Source organism: Rheinheimera nanhaiensis E407-8, from assembly GCF_000296695.1.
Taxonomy (GTDB): Bacteria; Pseudomonadota; Gammaproteobacteria; order Enterobacterales; family Alteromonadaceae; genus Alishewanella; species Alishewanella nanhaiensis.
Map to the genome: position 1 here is coordinate 17,126 of NZ_BAFK01000032.1, position 14,269 is coordinate 31,394.

Below are 14,269 nucleotides of genomic sequence, written 5' to 3' on the forward strand. Positions count from 1 at the left end.
TGTTCAATCCTTTTCAATTAGAAAACTAAGTTATGCTGTTCTGCACACGGTTCTGTGCAAACGCCAAAATCTTCACTGTAAAACCGTTCATCAAGGTAGTAGACACCTTCCCCTTCAGCTATCTCGTAAATCGCTTTCTGTTGTTGAAGCTGTTCCCAGACATTCGGAAAGAGATTGACGCTGTATTTCTGCGACCTGCGAAGCAAAGGGTAGTAAGTTGCAGCATCGAATTTTTTATTTGCTGCACAAAGATCTGTTATTAGCGATTTACCGTCACCGTAAGGCACTATTAGCGATTGCGTAGGTGCATCTATCGCTTTAAAGGCTTTACCTGCTGTCATAAAAGCGTGATGCAATGTCAGCGGTGTATTGCCATAAGGGTTTCGTGCATTAACACTTAGTAGGTTAAGCAAATCATTAGCACCATTTGTAGTAGTTGCTTTAAGCGGATAATTCATTTCCTTACTGCGATCAAAAAAGTAGTACTGAAAATACTGCTGCATTACCTCAGGTTTTAAGAAATCCTGCCCTTTAAACTCGTTAAATATCCGCTTTGTGGTGTCACGTCCTACTTTTATATCCGGCAATAAATCGATGGTTTCTTTGTCAGGATTAACCACATAAACCTGAGCAGTCTGGTGCCTACCGTTACGATTACAGCGACCAGCGGCCTGAGCTAAAGAATCCAGCCCGGCCTGAAAACGAATAACAGAGGCGAAATCCACATCGACCCCGGCTTCAATTAATTGAGTGCTAAAACACAGCACCGGTAAGCCAGCGTCTAAACGCTGCCGCACCTTAGTAAGTAATAACTTACGATGTGCCGGGCACTGTGCAGTGCTAAGATGGATTAATGCATCTGAATCAATTTGCTGTGTTTGCTGTGCAGACTTGAACAATGCCTGTGCCCAGTTTTTTGTATTAACAATAATCAGGCAGCTTTGCTTTAACTGCAGTTGCTCAACCGCTAAGGCTGTAATTTCCTCTAATGACCAGCCCGCTACTGTTGTTTTGTCCAGAATCTCTACCCGTTTTAACTGCTGAAACAACTCGCCTACATCAGGCACAAGCTCATTGCCGGCAGGCAGGTGCAGCCTGCCTTTATTTTCATTTTGGACCTGATGTAACAAGGGTTGCGTTGCAGTGCAAAGCACCGCTGTTGTTTTACAATTCGCAGCCAGAAAATTCAGCGCGTTATTAAACAAGTGGATGCAATTAATTGGTAGGGTTTGGATTTCATCAAATACAATCACGCTATTGGCCAGTTGATGTAACCGCCTGACGCCCCGGGTGCCACCGCTTAGCAAGGTTTCCAGAAATTGCACCATAGTGGTTAGTACTATAGGCGCATCCCAGTTTTCACTGACCAACTTGCTATGCCAGGTTTGCTGCTCCGGCTCCAGGCTAGAGTGATGTTCTAACACCCATGGTCTTGTATCATCATCGCGGTGTAGTACTGTTCTGATTGCCTCAGCGTTTTGTTCAATAATTGAGGTGTAAGGAATAATATAAAAAATACGGTCCAGTTGATGTTTTTTGGCGTGATGTAAAGCAAAGCGCAAACTGGAATAGGTTTTACCGCCACCGGTAGGTACAGTAAGACTGTATATCCCCTGAGCATCGACAGCGCGTTTTAAGCAATTATCTGAGATTTGCTTGCGTATATCGTCTACGGCATTTCTGACTTTCAACGTGGTGACAAAAGCTTCCATACGTTGACAAGCTAATGCCCAACCCGGTTTTAAATGCCGGTACTGGCTATAATCCGGGTTTTCAAAATCAGCACTGTTTACCCTGTCTGCATCGATAAGGCAGCTGAACAAAAACTTAGTGTAGAAGCCAAGATTAAATGCAGAAACAATGTCACTGGCATCCGCCGGATGTTGTGGCGATAGCTGCTTTAATTTATTCACCATATCCGCCACAAACGCGGTAGTAGCTATAGACTCAACTTTGCCAATCACTTCAGCATCGACTGACTGAATACATTCTTGTAAATGGGTTTTCTCGTCTGCTTTTTTCATCCGGGCCAGAAAGCCAGCACCGTTTTCTGAAGGCAAATTATCAATTAGGCCACTGTGGTGAGAAGCGACACACAGCGCCAGAATTTGTACCACCGCAATAGCCAGTTTTTGCTCTAACGAGCCGTTGTCTGCATAAAGTTTGCGTGCAATAGGCACTAATTTATTAAATAGCCATTGGGCACCCGCAGATGAGTGATCAATTTTCCCTTTTAAGCTCTTCGATTCCACCTCATCCAGATCCGGATCATAATCAGCACCAAGTTCTCTGATAATCAGCAGCATGTAGTCTTGAAATGCCTTGCTGTATTTGCCGAAGTCGTGCAACAGTCCGATGAGAATTCCTGCTTCATCATGGCCAATTTTCCCAGCATACGTTGCAGCTAATGCGCCGACTTCGGTCAGATGCGTCTTAACACTTTGATGTTCGGTTCCGGTTTTAGCCGGGTGAGCTATGTATTCCATTGATGGCTCCATAATTTCAACATCACCACTCTACCCTCTCTCCCTCATTGCACAACACTGTACAAAAACACCTGTAAACTAACTGTACGGGTGCTTGATAAACTTATGATTTCTCTTCAAATAACCAGGGTTTTACCGCATCTACGTTGCTAAGCACTAGCTGCTGGGCTTCGGGGCTGATGTTGATATCGCGGATATTTACCTGCATTTCCTGTAGTAAATATTGTGCCAGACAGGCGCGGGTTTGCAGTGTTAGCTGGCCGTGTTGCATTTGGTAGTCGTGGGCCAGCACGTCTTGCTGGGCAGGGCTTAAGCGTGGGTCGGGTGTAAAAATCAGGCTAAGTTGCGTATGCCAGCCGCTGTCTTGCGCGGCGCTGATGCTGGTTTTATTGAGCAGATCCGGCACGCCGCGAAAGCGGCTTAAGACAAAATCACGGTATTGCTGTGATTTTTCGCAAAAGGCGCGCAGGTGCCAGCGCAGGCCGGTACTGACAAAATGGTGCGGCACGATAATGCGGCCCTGACGGTCAGGGTTTGATACCGATACATAATCAACCTCTACCCGGCGCTGCTGGCGAATGGCGCTAACCAACACCCGGATAATGTCGGCACTAACCTGGCGTTTGGGTAACGCCAACGTGGTGTAAGGCAAGGCGGTGCTGATGTCTGCAATAGCATCCTGGTGGCTAATCCAGTTCAGGTATTCCACTACGTCGCCACAAATATAGGCCTGTACAAACCCCTGTTGTGGTAAAAAACCTTTATGGCTGGCATGGTACTGCAGGTTATCCGGTAGCAAGCTCTGATAGTGGGTTATATCGTTTTGTGCCTGAGTGCGACTGATACCAAACTGACGGATAAGATGGCTGCTACTGATACGCCCTTCCCACCAGGCTATCAGTTCGATAAACCATAAACGTTTGTCCTGGTTAATGCTGAGCACTTCATCTCCTTGAAGTTTGGCTTGGCAGTTACCTTAGCGTAATAGGTACAAAGAAAAAAGTATTTTTATCCGGTTGACGGCTAAAGCCGCATTACATTACTGTGATGACCCACCGCGGGTGTAGTTCAATGGTAGAACGAAAGCTTCCCAAGCTTTAGACACGGGTTCGATTCCCGCCACCCGCTCCAGTTTTACGGTAAGTTTTCCCGGTAAACGGTTAGAATTTCAATTTGTGATGCCGTTACCCGATAAACAAAACTGTATTTTTTGTAGCAGACTTTTCGTATTTCCGCGCCGAATTCAGGCATAGGGATACCCGAATCGGGAAACTCTATCAGCACTTGGTTAAGCCAACGCTCAAACTGCTGCAGATAATTGATAATAAAGGCGTTTGATAAGCCCTGCTCTGACAGGAAAGTTGCAATCTGCGCCAGCCTTTCGCTGGCTCTGGGCGAGAAAACAATTCGACGTTTATTCATACCTGGCACGGATACTACTAAACACCTCAGCGATATCCAGCCCTTGCCCTTGCTCTAGCTGAGTGACAGACACGTTAATATCGTCAGTAATGCGTTTTGCCTGTACAAATTCGGCAAAAGCACGTGCGACAGACTGCGGGTTATCGCCAAAGGTTTGTTTTAAATCCGCTTCCAGTGCCGGGTTGTCTATTTGGATATTTAGCATCTGCCTACTCCCCATATTCTGCCAGGTCAGCATACTGTGTAACTGAGTGTAGCTCAACTACCCGACGCCATTTCCCAAGCTTTAGACACGGGTTCGATTCCCGCCACCCGCTCCAGTTTTGCCCGCACGAAAATATTTTTCAGTTTTTTTGTCACAGCCGTTTTTGCTGGCGGTACTTGGTAATGAACAGTGTTAATTATCAAGGAGCTTTTATGCACAGCACAACACAGAACAGCAAAAACAAGCCCGGCTTTTGGGCTCACTTTGCCATCTCGCTAACGATTGTCGGCGGCATGCTGGCGGCTAACTTTAGCAGCAAAGCCGCCGAAAGCTTTAGCGTTGAGGTAATTGGCACAGGCAAACCGGTACTGATGATCCCGGGGTTAATGTCTGACGCCCGCGTCTGGCGCCCGACCGCTGAGGCGTTAGCCAGCGACTATCAGCTGCATTTAATCAGTATCGCCGGTTTTGCCGGCAAACCGGCCATTGAAGGCGACTTATTGCCAAAGGTTAAGCAAGAGCTACTGCAGTATATTGCCCAGCACCAGCTGCAGCGCCCGGCAATAGTGGGCCACAGTTTGGGCGCTTTTATGGCCTTTAACCTCGCCAGCAGCGCACCGGATAGCATTGGTACTATTATCGCAGTGGATGGTCTGCCCTATTTGGCGCCGGTATTTAGCCGCAGCAACGACACTACGGCTCAGATGATGCAGGGGCAGGCAGCATTTTTACGCCAGCAGTACCAGCAAATGAGCACAGAGCAGCTAACCGCGATGACGGCGCAGGGCTTGTTTATGCAGGCCAGCAGCGACGCCCATCAGCAACTGGTGTTAAGCATGGCCACAGCATCAGACCCGAAAGCTACCGGCCAGGCATTGTATGAACTGCTCACCACCGATCTGCGAGCAGCTGTCAGTGCGATAACAAGCAAAGTGCTGCTGTTAGGTGCCACTGGCGCCCTGAGCAGCGATGCCGAGCGCGCGCAAGCACAGCAGCTGTACCAGCAACAACTGGCCGGTATTGCGCATGCCACACTTGAGTTTCACCCGCAGGCACGGCATTTTATTATGCTGGACCAGCCCGACTGGTTAACGGCCAAAATTGCCACCGCGTTAAAGGATTAACCGCCATGACTATTAGCCTGACCGAACAACAGTTGCTGCCCGATGTCAGCGCCGCCCAACAAGGTGATATCAGCGCTTTTGGCCGCCTGGTGGCGCGCTGTCAGCGCAGTGTCAGCAGCATTGCGCTGGCGATAGTAAAAGATCTCGACGCCAGCGAAGATATTACCCAGCAGGTGTTTATTCATATTTGGCAGCAGCTGAATACGTTGCAAAACCCGGCCAGTTTTTTGCCCTGGGTGCGCCAGATTACCCGCTACCGCGCCTTTAATTACCTGCGCGATAACAAAATAGCGACAAGGGTAAGCGCCGATGAAGCCGAAACCTTGCTGGCCGATTTTGCCAGCGACAGCGATATGGCCAGCGAGCTGGAACAAGCCCAGCAAAACCAGATCATGGCTAATTTTATTAGCCAGCTGCCTGAAGATAGCCGAGAGATCGTGCTGCTATTTTACCGCGAAGAACAAAACAGCCAGCAGGTCGCTGAGCTACTGGGCTTAACCGAAGCCAATGTACGTAAAAAACTGCAGCGGGTACGCGAGCGGTTAAAAGAGCAGCTGCTGGCCAAATACGGCAGGCTGATCTTAACCACAGCGCCAGGCCTGGGTTTAACCACTGCCATTTGCAGTGCGCTAACCGTTGTAAGCCCGCCGCTGGCCGCAGCCACTGTCACGGCCAGCGCCAGCCAAAGTAGCGGCATTGGCAAACTGGCCATGCTGCTGGGCGGCGCTATGCTGGGTGCGTTAGCCGGCGTTGTCGGGGTTATCGCCGGTATGCGCCAGCCAATAAAACGGGCAGGCAGCGCGGCAGAGAAGCAGCAACTGATTACACTGCGTAACCGCACTATCGCCTGGGTGCTGGCGTGCGGGCTGTTACTCACGGCCAGTTATGAATTGACTAAAGGTGCCTGGGGGCCGCTTAGTGCGTTTACGCTGTTTATCGGCGGCTTACTGTGGTTTAACTATCGTGGCTGGCAGTTAATGCTGCCACAGTTAACCCAACAGGGCGAAGCCGCATATCGCAAAAAAAAGCTCTGGTGTATTTGTGGTCTGCTGCTGGGCTATGGCGCGGGTTTTGCAGGCCTTATTGTTGGTTTGATAAACAGCGGCCGCTTGTAACACAAGCGGCGCTGAAGGGTTTAGTGCAGTTTTTTCAACCGCCACAGATCGCGCAGCACTTCCCACAGCGGGAACATGGCAATAATTACCAGGCTGATGGTCGCAGCACGCTGCAATTGGTGCAAGTCCAATACGCCACGCCAAGCTTCCGGCTCCAACTTTAGCAGCGGCTGGGTTGCTGCCAGCAGCAGTATGGCAACAACAAAAGCGGCATTTAACACCACATTGCTTAGCAGCATGTGACGGCTCCAAAAACGCTGCCGTAGTTGCCACAGGCTGTTGGCAATACCCAGCAGTACCAGCGGACTGGCCCATTGTAGTAATTGATACGCGTTGTCGGTAAACAAAAACCGGCTGTTAGCCAATTGCTCCGCCGAAAACCACAGCGGGTACCAGATCACAATCAGCAAAAACAGATAAGTCGCCAGATCGGTAAAAATATCCTGCAGGGAAATATGCTGCCAGTGCGGCCCCACGGCGGGTAGCTGTTCTGGCTGCCAGTGCTGCTCACATTGGCTATTCGCTGCAGGCTTATTGCGCGACATCAGCCAAAACCCCAGCGTTATGCCCGTAAATGCCAACAGCACATCCTGGCTGTAGCCGTTTAACAAATGTTTGATATACAGTAAAAAGCTCATATCCGAGCTTAACCAGGCTGAGGTGCTATCTGCCACCTGCAGTAAAAACAAAATGCCCAGCACCATAAATAAGGTGTTTTTATACAGCGGCATATAGCCCGGGCTTATCAGCGGCTGTGGCGGCACAAATTGCTGTGCTACCGTACGCGGGTGGCCCATCTGCTTAAGCAGCGCGGCAATATCGGCATCGGTTAAACCGCCCGGCTGTTCTGCCAGTGCATCCAGCTGATCCATAATATTGGCGTTCAGCTCGCGGCCTATTTCATCGCGTTTGTTTTCCGGCAATTCGCGCTGCACGGCGGCGATATAACGTTGTACCAATTCCATTACTGTTTCTCCTGTGATGCAGTGCCTAATAAATTACCAAGCGCACTATTTAGCTGTTGCCATTCATCCGTTAACTGGCCAAGCAACTGCGCGCCCAGCTCAGACAGCTGGTAATAGCGCCGTTCACGCCCTTCGCCCTGGCGCCACTCGCTGGTTAACAGCTCCTGCTCGGCCAGCCGCCGTACCAGCGGGTACAAGGTGCCTTCGTCAATGTCGATACCGTCCTGTTGCAACTGCTGGCGCAGCGAATAGCCGTAGTGTGGCTGCTTAAGCGAGGCCAGTACGGCCAGCACCAGCACGCCCCGGCGCAGCTCTAAGCGCATTTTGTCTAGTTGTGCAGCGGTCATGCTAGGTTATCCTGTTTCTGGTTTTATACTGTGCTTCACATACTATGCACCACATACTGTGTGACGCACAGCACAATACTAGGCGCCGCACAGTATAAAAGCAAGTCAGCGACAGAAACAAATGTATAAAATTACATAAGGTAATGATATTAAACAGGTTAAATATCAGCCCTGAACAGGAAGTGCCGATAAGCGAAGGCCCCGGCGGCGGTGTGCCCGGGGCGGCAGGATAACAACGGCGTTACCAGAGGCCGGTGAGACGGCGCCAGCGTATCAGGCTGCGTAAGGTCTTAACATGGCTGTGATGACGCAGCTGAAATAACACGCCGGCACTGAAGCTCAGCGCCAGCCCGGGTGCTGAACTTAAAAAATGCAGCGTGTTTTGCTTGAGTAGAAACTGGTAAGCGCCCAGCAGCTTCTGCTGCTCGCTGCTCTGTTCCGCCAAGGCTTTAACCTGTTGTTGTTTTGTCTTAAGCAGAGTGGCTATCAGCATTGGCTTGCTCCTGTTGTGTTGCGCTGTTGCTGGTGTCGGCTTTGGTACTGTGGCCAAACAACCGGCGCAGTTGGCGCCAGCTTTGCGTAAAACCGACCTGCGACAACACATAACTCAGGCTACGCCAGCACCACCAGAGTAAAGCAGCCTGCAGTAGCAACAGCACTGCAGCTGTCACGGCCGGCGATTGGGATAACTGCCATAGCACCACCCCCAGCAGCGTTAAGGTGCTGGCCCACAGCAGGATAACGCCGGCACCAAAACACACCAGCAGCGCAGCGGCAATCACCAGGCTGCGGCCACTTAGCTGCCATTCGGCCCGTGCGGTGTTGCCGGCCAGTTTAAGCTGCGCTGCATAAAGCTCAGTTACCGACCAGCCCAGCGCCGCCAGCCGGGTTAGCTGATCAAATGCCTGCGCTTTGAGTGGCGGGGCCTTATCAGGCTGCGACCCGACTGAAGGGGCAGCATCAGAGCCGGGGCGCTGTGGCGGTGCTGTCGCCATTTCACGGCGTTGCATAGCCACCTCTAGCGCCGGCGCAGTAAGGCTGTTACCAGCATACCGGCAGCAAAGGCAATACCGGCCGTTGCCAGCGGGTTTTGCGCGGCTAACTCGCGGGTTTTACTGTACGAGCTTTGCAGTTGCTGCTTAATTTCTTCCTGCTTGTGCGCCAGCGTCTCCTGCGAGCTGGCAGCCGTTTTGCGCAGGCTGTCTTCTGCCGTTGCTGCTTTGGCCGCCACGGCGTCTACCGCATGGTGCGCCGCTTCGCTGGCTTTGGCGGTTACCGGCGAATTTAAGCCGCTATTGGTTTTACTGTTTGCCTGATTGGTTGCACTGGTTGAACTGGCCATAGTATGCCTCCTTGGTTAACGTAGTGAAGCGCAGCCACTGGCTGCACCAGGCATTGAGATGACAGCAAGGCTTATGCCAGATACAAAAAACCAATACAAAACAAACTGTTAACTATAATTTTTGGCAAAGTTCCAGCCAAATTCACCGGTTGCTACTGTAGAAGTTACCTGCTATCAGTAATCTTTACAGGGTGATAAATAATATCCGTGTCGCTGGACTTGGTGGGCTGATTAGCGCGCCTGGGGCAATTGTCACAGCAGTCGCCATCGGCGCGCAGGTAATGCATGCAGCAGGCGCGCCGTTTAAACGCCGGTTGGCACGTGAGCGTATCGATGTAAAACGGCGCGGCGTTATCGATGCCTAAAGCGTCCAGCCAAAGCTGGCGCCAATGTAACAGCTGCGGTTGTGTCATCCAGCTGGCCTGGCGGTAACACAGCAATAATGCCGATAGCAAGGTATCGGCCAGTAAACGGCGCGCCAGCACCGGCCGCAGCGTTATCACTTGTGCCAACTGCGCCAGCATGTCCTGGTAAAATGCGGCCAGTCCGGCGGCACTGCGCTGGATTGCCACAGCGATCGCTTGGCTATCGCTTCGCTGCGGCTGCAGCGTAAAGCCGGCCACCACGCCCTGCTGGCAGTGCTGGCTAAACCCGGCCAGGCTGACGGCGATACCGGCGCTATGCACGCCGATAACTGACAGGTACACCGGCTGCCATATCAGCATGTTCCAGCTGCGTACCCACCAATAGGCGTGAGTTGCTTCAGGGTGCTGCTGACGCCAGTACTGATACAGCGCCAGTAATGACTGACGATTGTCGCTGCCCTGAATAATGGCGGATTGTTCCGTGCGTTCTGAGCGCTCTGGCTGGGCTGGCTGCGCAAGCTGGCCCTGCAAGGCCGGCAGCAGATGTGCCGCCAGTTGCAACAGCTCAGCCAGCGCCGCGCTGTTAGCAACACAGCTATCAAGGCCACTCTCAAGGCCACTCTCAAGGCCACTCTTACTGCCAGCGGCCATCCACTAAAAGCCCGCGTACAGGTTTAACTCAACACTGCGCTCGGCGCCCATCCAGCAATTGTTCTGATCATAACAGGCGCCGACATAGCGTTTGTTGCCCAGATTGCTGGCGGTCAGGCCCAGCTTATAGTTGTCGCTAAGCTGATAGGCCAGTGCCAGATCCCACAGGGTATAACCGGGTAGCTGATCGCTGTTCAGCTCGTCCAGCTGGCTTGGGCCGACATAACGCACGCCGGTGCTGAGTTCCAGCTTGTCGCTGACATAATAGTGCGCCCAGGCAGCGGCTTGCTGCTCTGCTACCCACACCGGCGTTTTAGCGACCAGCGCCGGGTTTAGCGGGTTACGGCTTACGGCCACATCCAGCTGCGTCAGGCTCAGGTTAAGCGACACATCCGCCGTCACCTGCTGCTGCAGCGTCATTTCTACACCTTTGGATTGCACTTCACCGGTTTGCGTTTTCTGCATAAAGTCGGGCGTATTAACAACCACTTGCTGTTTGCGCAAATCAAAAGCGGCCAGCGTTAGCTGTGTGGTGTCGCCGTTATATTTAACCCCCAGTTCAATTTGATCGGCGGTGGTCGGTTTAAACGCCTCGCCAGTGACCGAGTCAGTGCCGGAAACCGGCTCAAACGACTCAGAGTAGCTAATATAAGGTGCCCAGCCAGAATCAAAGGTGTACATCGCTGCCAGCCGGACACTGGTATGGCGCTGGTCAATATCCGTCGTGCTGAGAACGCCGGCAAAATTAGCGTCATCGCGGCTGTCGTAGCGGTCATGACGCAGGCCGGCCAACAACAGCAGGCCTGATAATTGCCACTCATTTTGCAGGTAGACACCTAGTTGCCGCTGTTCGATCTGGTTTTGCTGGCTGTAGGTATCCAGCGGCAATTGCGCGGGATCCATTAAGTTATAATCCGGTTGTGCCAGATTAAGCGCCGGCGTATTTACACCCAAGGTGTCGCCATAACGGACCTGCGAGTCCAGGCTATTGTATTCCACGCCGAGCAATAGCTGGTTGCGCCAGGCATTGCCGTTGGTTGCCCATGCCAGCTGGTTGTCTACCACATAGCCGTCGATGGCTTCATCGGTAAAATAAGCCGTGCGCGCCAACATAGCGTCACCGTCGCTCAGCCCCAGGTTGTAGCTGTTTTGCTGTTTGCCGTCGGCCCGGGTATAACGCAGGTTTTGCAACAAGCTCAGGCCAGGGCTAACCTGATGATGCAACTTATAACCCAGCATCGTCAGTTCGCGCTTAAAGCCGGCCCAGTTTTTATCACCGGCATAAGCATCGGCCGGCAGGTAGCCATAGCTTGCCGGGTACAGTGTACCCATGGCAGGTAGCGGCGTAGAGGGCACCATTTCAGGGTCGTTTTGATAATACAGATTCAGGTTGACACTGGTCGCCTCATTAAATGCCCAGCTAAGCGACGGCGCTATAACATAGCGCTGCTCCCGGGTGCTTTGCTGCTGGCCGTCTTTTTGTCGTGCCAGGCCAATCAGGCGGTAATTTGCCTGCCCGGTAACCGCGCCGGTGCTGTCAAAGGCAACTTCGGCCAACTGGCCTGACCCCAGCCGGGCACGGGCCTGATGCTGTGTTTGCGCCTGCGGTTGCTTGGCCGTTTGATTCACCATACCGCCGGGCGGGGCCGAGCCATACAGTACCGACGTTGGCCCCTTGAGCACTTCAACGCTTTCGGTAGCGTAGGCGTCTACTTGCGGTGCTAAATTCCATAAGCCATTGTATTGTAATGGCAAACCATCATAGTAGTTACGGTAGCTGTCAAAACCGCGAATCGTATACTGGTCAAAAATAGTTACCGTGCTGCGGTTTTCGGTGGTGATACCAGGCGCATAGCGTAAGGCTTCATTGACACTATCGACCTGACGTAACTGCAGCAGCGCCGCGTCATAAATCTGGTAACTCATCGGCGCTTGCAGCGGCGTTAAGCGCGATTTAGTGCCGGTGCTGCGATAGCTGTCTGCATACACCTTAATCACTTCAATCGCGTTGTCGTCGCTGGCATTGTCTTGCAACGTCTGGAGGTCTGGTGTCGCGGCAGCGCCACCAGCCAAAATAGTTGCCGGCATCAGCACGCACAATGTAAGCATTTGATACTGCTGCATTTATTTCCTCTTATTTTTTTCAAAGCTATTGACATCAGTTAATTTAACGCAAACAATAACCATTCTCATTTGCTTTTGCAACTATTTTTAAACATGACTATGAACACCCCCTGGCCTGCGCTGTGCGGTCAGGGCGGATACCACAACAACCTGTGACCCTAACGCCAAGGAGCACCGTCATGCCTAAGCCTATTTATGATTTTATCGCCGTCGGTATTGGGCCTTTTAACCTGGGGCTTGCCGCGCTTAGCCAAGCGATCCCTAAACTGAATGGTTTATTTGTCGATGCCAACGCCAGGTTTGACTGGCATCCGGGCATGATGCTGCCCGATGCTCAGCTGCAAACGCCTTTTCTTGCCGATCTGGTTACGCTGGCCGATCCGACAAGCCGTTACAGCTTTCTCAATTACCTGAAGCAGCAGGGGCGCATTTACCGTTTTTATATCCGCGAAAATTTCTTCCTGCTACGCAAGGAATACAATCAATATTGCCAATGGGTTAGCCAGCAGCTGGATAATCTGCAGTTTAATACGCAGGTCGACGCCATTCGCTATGATGCGCAGTTGTGCTGTTATGAAGTGCAGGCCACAGTGCGCGAGGATGGTGCCACCAGGCCCAGGCTGTACTACGCGAAAAAACTGGTGCTGGGCACAGGCCCCAAACCCTACCTGCCCGCCTGCTGCCAACACTTAACCGGCCAGGTGTTGCATTCAAGCGATTATTTGCCACAAAAGCGTCAGCTGCAGCACTGTGATGCGATAACCCTGATCGGCAGCGGCCAAAGTGCGGCGGAAATTTTTTATGACTTGCTGCAGGACAGCGACAACTATGGCTACCAGCTGAATTGGTTAACCCGCTCGCCACGGTTTTTCCCGCTGGAGTACAGCAAGCTGACACTGGAGATGACGTCGCCCGACTATGTTGATTATTTCTATCAGCTGGCGACGAACAGCAAACAGCGTTTACTCAGCCAGCAACAGGGGCTGTATAAGGGCATTAATACTGAGCTTATCAATGCCATTTTTGATTTGCTCTATCGCAAAAACCTGGATGGCAAAGCGGCGGTCACCCTGCTGACCAATGCCGAGCTCGTTGCGGCTCACAACCGCCAGCCAGACCTGATCCAGCTAACCTTTAACCAGCGACAGCAGCAGCAGGGTTTTAGCCTGAACACCCAGGCGCTGGTGTTGGCAACCGGCTTTCACTATCCAATACCGGGCTATCTTCAACCGATCCGGCAGCGGCTTAAGTTCGACGCCGAGGGCCGTTTTGATGTCAGCCGCCACTATGGCATTAGCCAGTATCAGGATGTGTTTGTGCAAAATGCCGAGCTACACAGCCATGGCTTTGTCGCTGCCGATCTGGGCATGGCCTGCTATCGCAACGCCGTTATTATTAATCAGCTGGCAGGCGCTGAGATTTACCCGCTGGAAACACGCATTGCTTTTCAGCAGTTTGCCGCGCCGGCTGGCAGCGCGCCAGTTCAGCCGGCGTTTAAGCCGCAACGGGTGCTGGCATGAACCTGAACGTTAAATACCTGCTGATCAGCATCACGGTGATTGCGGTGGTATGCGATACCATGCTGCTGCCGTTTTACCCCGGCTTTTTCGCCAGTGCCTTTGGCATTACTGATCCGGCCTATGTTGGCGGTTATATTGCCGCATTTTGCCTGGTGGTGCTGCTGGCATTTCCGTGTTGGGCCAGGCTGGCAGAAAAACGCTCGGTGCTGGATATCCTGCTGGTTAGCCAACTGGCGGCCGCGTTCTTTAGCCTGCTGTGTTACCAGGTTGACAGCCTAAGCGCGTTTTGGCTGGTGTCGCAGCTGATGTTTGTCTGCAAGGCCAGTTATTTGCTGATTTACCCGCTGGTGATGCGGCTGGAAACACCGGGCAAACAGGGGCAAACCATTGGCCTGCTGTCGCTGATTGTCCACTTTGGTGCCATCGGTGGTGCTGTGCTGGGCGGTGTGATGTTGCAGTATTTTGAAGCCAGACAGGTGTTTGTGCTGATGGCCTGTGGCGATCTGCTGCAAACGGCTATTTGCTGCTATCTGAAGTACGCCGGCCACAGCTTAGCCCTGGCCCAGGCGCCGGCAGCCCAAGCCAGCGCCGGGCCTGTGGCCA

The 14,269-nt window shown here is 52.3% G+C and carries 15 protein-coding genes and 1 tRNA gene; 5 read left to right on the top strand and 11 right to left on the bottom strand.

What is annotated here, in order from left to right; all coding sequences use genetic code 11:
- Positions 1 to 17: 17 nt before the first annotated feature.
- Both RNAN_RS17460 and RNAN_RS17465 read right to left on the bottom strand, forming a co-directional pair.
- A complete protein-coding gene (locus RNAN_RS17460; protein ID WP_008224257.1) occupies positions 18 to 2,486 on the bottom strand; it encodes a CRISPR-associated helicase/endonuclease Cas3 in 2,469 nt (822 codons plus the stop codon).
- Positions 2,487 to 2,589: 103 nt separating this feature from the next.
- Positions 2,590 to 3,429, bottom strand: coding sequence for a WYL domain-containing protein (locus RNAN_RS17465; protein WP_008224258.1), 840 nt, complete (start codon positions 3,427 to 3,429; stop codon positions 2,590 to 2,592).
- A gap of 114 nt (positions 3,430 to 3,543) precedes the next feature.
- On the opposite strand from RNAN_RS17465, the gene RNAN_RS17470 reads away from it, so the two are divergent.
- Positions 3,544 to 3,617: transfer RNA gene (locus RNAN_RS17470), tRNA-Gly, on the top strand.
- Positions 3,618 to 3,620: 3 nt separating this feature from the next.
- Here the strand turns inward: RNAN_RS17470 and RNAN_RS17475 are convergent.
- Both RNAN_RS17475 and RNAN_RS17480 read right to left on the bottom strand, forming a co-directional pair.
- Complete coding sequence (locus tag RNAN_RS17475) at positions 3,621 to 3,908, bottom strand: type II toxin-antitoxin system RelE/ParE family toxin (protein ID WP_008224259.1); 288 nt, start codon at positions 3,906 to 3,908, stop codon at positions 3,621 to 3,623.
- On the bottom strand, positions 3,901 to 4,113 hold the full coding sequence (locus RNAN_RS17480; protein WP_008224260.1) for a hypothetical protein: 213 nt from the start codon (positions 4,111 to 4,113) through the stop codon (positions 3,901 to 3,903). Before RNAN_RS17480 ends, RNAN_RS17475 begins: the two co-directional genes overlap by 8 nt.
- A 212-nt stretch (positions 4,114 to 4,325) precedes the next feature.
- Here RNAN_RS17480 and RNAN_RS17485 point away from each other — a divergent pair, with 212 nt between their 5' ends.
- Together RNAN_RS17485 and RNAN_RS17490 are read left to right on the top strand one after the other, a co-directional pair.
- Positions 4,326 to 5,237, top strand: coding sequence for an alpha/beta fold hydrolase (locus tag RNAN_RS17485; protein ID WP_008224261.1), 912 nt, complete (start codon positions 4,326 to 4,328; stop codon positions 5,235 to 5,237).
- Between the two features lie 5 nt (positions 5,238 to 5,242).
- Positions 5,243 to 6,352, top strand: coding sequence for an RNA polymerase sigma factor (locus tag RNAN_RS17490; protein WP_008224264.1), 1,110 nt, complete (start codon positions 5,243 to 5,245; stop codon positions 6,350 to 6,352).
- A gap of 20 nt (positions 6,353 to 6,372) precedes the next feature.
- Here the strand turns inward: RNAN_RS17490 and RNAN_RS17495 are convergent, their stop codons facing one another.
- From RNAN_RS17495 to RNAN_RS17525, 7 genes are all read right to left on the bottom strand, one after another.
- The gene (locus RNAN_RS17495; protein WP_008224266.1) at positions 6,373 to 7,317 is read right to left on the bottom strand and encodes an HAAS signaling domain-containing protein; all 945 of its coding nucleotides are present in this window, start codon (positions 7,315 to 7,317) and stop codon (positions 6,373 to 6,375) included.
- Positions 7,317 to 7,664, bottom strand: coding sequence for a PadR family transcriptional regulator (locus RNAN_RS17500; RefSeq protein ID WP_008224268.1), 348 nt, complete (start codon positions 7,662 to 7,664; stop codon positions 7,317 to 7,319). The genes RNAN_RS17495 and RNAN_RS17500 overlap by 1 nt, the downstream gene beginning before the upstream one ends.
- A gap of 241 nt (positions 7,665 to 7,905) precedes the next feature.
- Entirely contained in the window at positions 7,906 to 8,157 is a 252-nt protein-coding gene (locus RNAN_RS17505; protein WP_008224271.1) for a hypothetical protein, read from the bottom strand.
- The gene (locus RNAN_RS17510; protein ID WP_008224273.1) at positions 8,135 to 8,674 is read right to left on the bottom strand and encodes a hypothetical protein; all 540 of its coding nucleotides are present in this window, start codon (positions 8,672 to 8,674) and stop codon (positions 8,135 to 8,137) included. Before RNAN_RS17510 ends, RNAN_RS17505 begins: the two co-directional genes overlap by 23 nt.
- A gap of 8 nt (positions 8,675 to 8,682) precedes the next feature.
- Positions 8,683 to 9,006, bottom strand: coding sequence for a DUF883 C-terminal domain-containing protein (locus tag RNAN_RS17515; protein WP_008224274.1), 324 nt, complete (start codon positions 9,004 to 9,006; stop codon positions 8,683 to 8,685).
- A gap of 164 nt (positions 9,007 to 9,170) precedes the next feature.
- Positions 9,171 to 10,022, bottom strand: a complete 852-nt coding sequence (locus RNAN_RS17520) for a siderophore ferric iron reductase (RefSeq protein WP_008224275.1) — start codon at positions 10,020 to 10,022, stop codon at positions 9,171 to 9,173.
- Positions 10,023 to 10,025: 3 nt separating this feature from the next.
- Positions 10,026 to 12,146 carry a TonB-dependent siderophore receptor gene (locus tag RNAN_RS17525; protein WP_008224279.1) on the bottom strand — a complete coding sequence of 707 codons (2,121 nt, stop codon included), beginning with the start codon at positions 12,144 to 12,146 and terminating at the stop codon, positions 10,026 to 10,028.
- A gap of 179 nt (positions 12,147 to 12,325) precedes the next feature.
- On the opposite strand from RNAN_RS17525, the gene RNAN_RS17530 reads away from it, so the two are divergent.
- A complete protein-coding gene (locus RNAN_RS17530) occupies positions 12,326 to 13,666 on the top strand; it encodes a lysine N(6)-hydroxylase/L-ornithine N(5)-oxygenase family protein (RefSeq protein WP_008224280.1) in 1,341 nt (446 codons plus the stop codon).
- Positions 13,663 to 14,269, top strand: a 607-nt coding sequence (locus RNAN_RS17535; RefSeq protein ID WP_148275784.1) for an MFS transporter, incomplete at its 3' end; no start/stop codon positions are given. The genes RNAN_RS17530 and RNAN_RS17535, both read left to right, overlap by 4 nt.

Coding starts and splice junctions, on each gene's coding strand:
- RNAN_RS17530 (WP_008224280.1), top strand. CDS start 12,326: ATGCCTAAGCCTATTTATGATTTTATCGCCGTCGGTATTGGGCCTTTT.
- RNAN_RS17525 (WP_008224279.1), bottom strand. CDS start 12,146: ATGCAGCAGTATCAAATGCTTACATTGTGCGTGCTGATGCCGGCAACT.
- RNAN_RS17510 (WP_008224273.1), bottom strand. CDS start 8,674: ATGCAACGCCGTGAAATGGCGACAGCACCGCCACAGCGCCCCGGCTCT.
- RNAN_RS17490 (WP_008224264.1), top strand. CDS start 5,243: ATGACTATTAGCCTGACCGAACAACAGTTGCTGCCCGATGTCAGCGCC.
- RNAN_RS17520 (WP_008224275.1), bottom strand. CDS start 10,022: ATGGCCGCTGGCAGTAAGAGTGGCCTTGAGAGTGGCCTTGAGAGTGGC.
- RNAN_RS17460 (WP_008224257.1), bottom strand. CDS start 2,486: ATGGAATACATAGCTCACCCGGCTAAAACCGGAACCGAACATCAAAGT.
- RNAN_RS17500 (WP_008224268.1), bottom strand. CDS start 7,664: ATGACCGCTGCACAACTAGACAAAATGCGCTTAGAGCTGCGCCGGGGC.
- RNAN_RS17515 (WP_008224274.1), bottom strand. CDS start 9,006: ATGGCCAGTTCAACCAGTGCAACCAATCAGGCAAACAGTAAAACCAAT.
- RNAN_RS17480 (WP_008224260.1), bottom strand. CDS start 4,113: ATGCTAAATATCCAAATAGACAACCCGGCACTGGAAGCGGATTTAAAA.
- RNAN_RS17495 (WP_008224266.1), bottom strand. CDS start 7,317: ATGGAATTGGTACAACGTTATATCGCCGCCGTGCAGCGCGAATTGCCG.
- RNAN_RS17485 (WP_008224261.1), top strand. CDS start 4,326: ATGCACAGCACAACACAGAACAGCAAAAACAAGCCCGGCTTTTGGGCT.
- RNAN_RS17505 (WP_008224271.1), bottom strand. CDS start 8,157: ATGCTGATAGCCACTCTGCTTAAGACAAAACAACAACAGGTTAAAGCC.
- RNAN_RS17475 (WP_008224259.1), bottom strand. CDS start 3,908: ATGAATAAACGTCGAATTGTTTTCTCGCCCAGAGCCAGCGAAAGGCTG.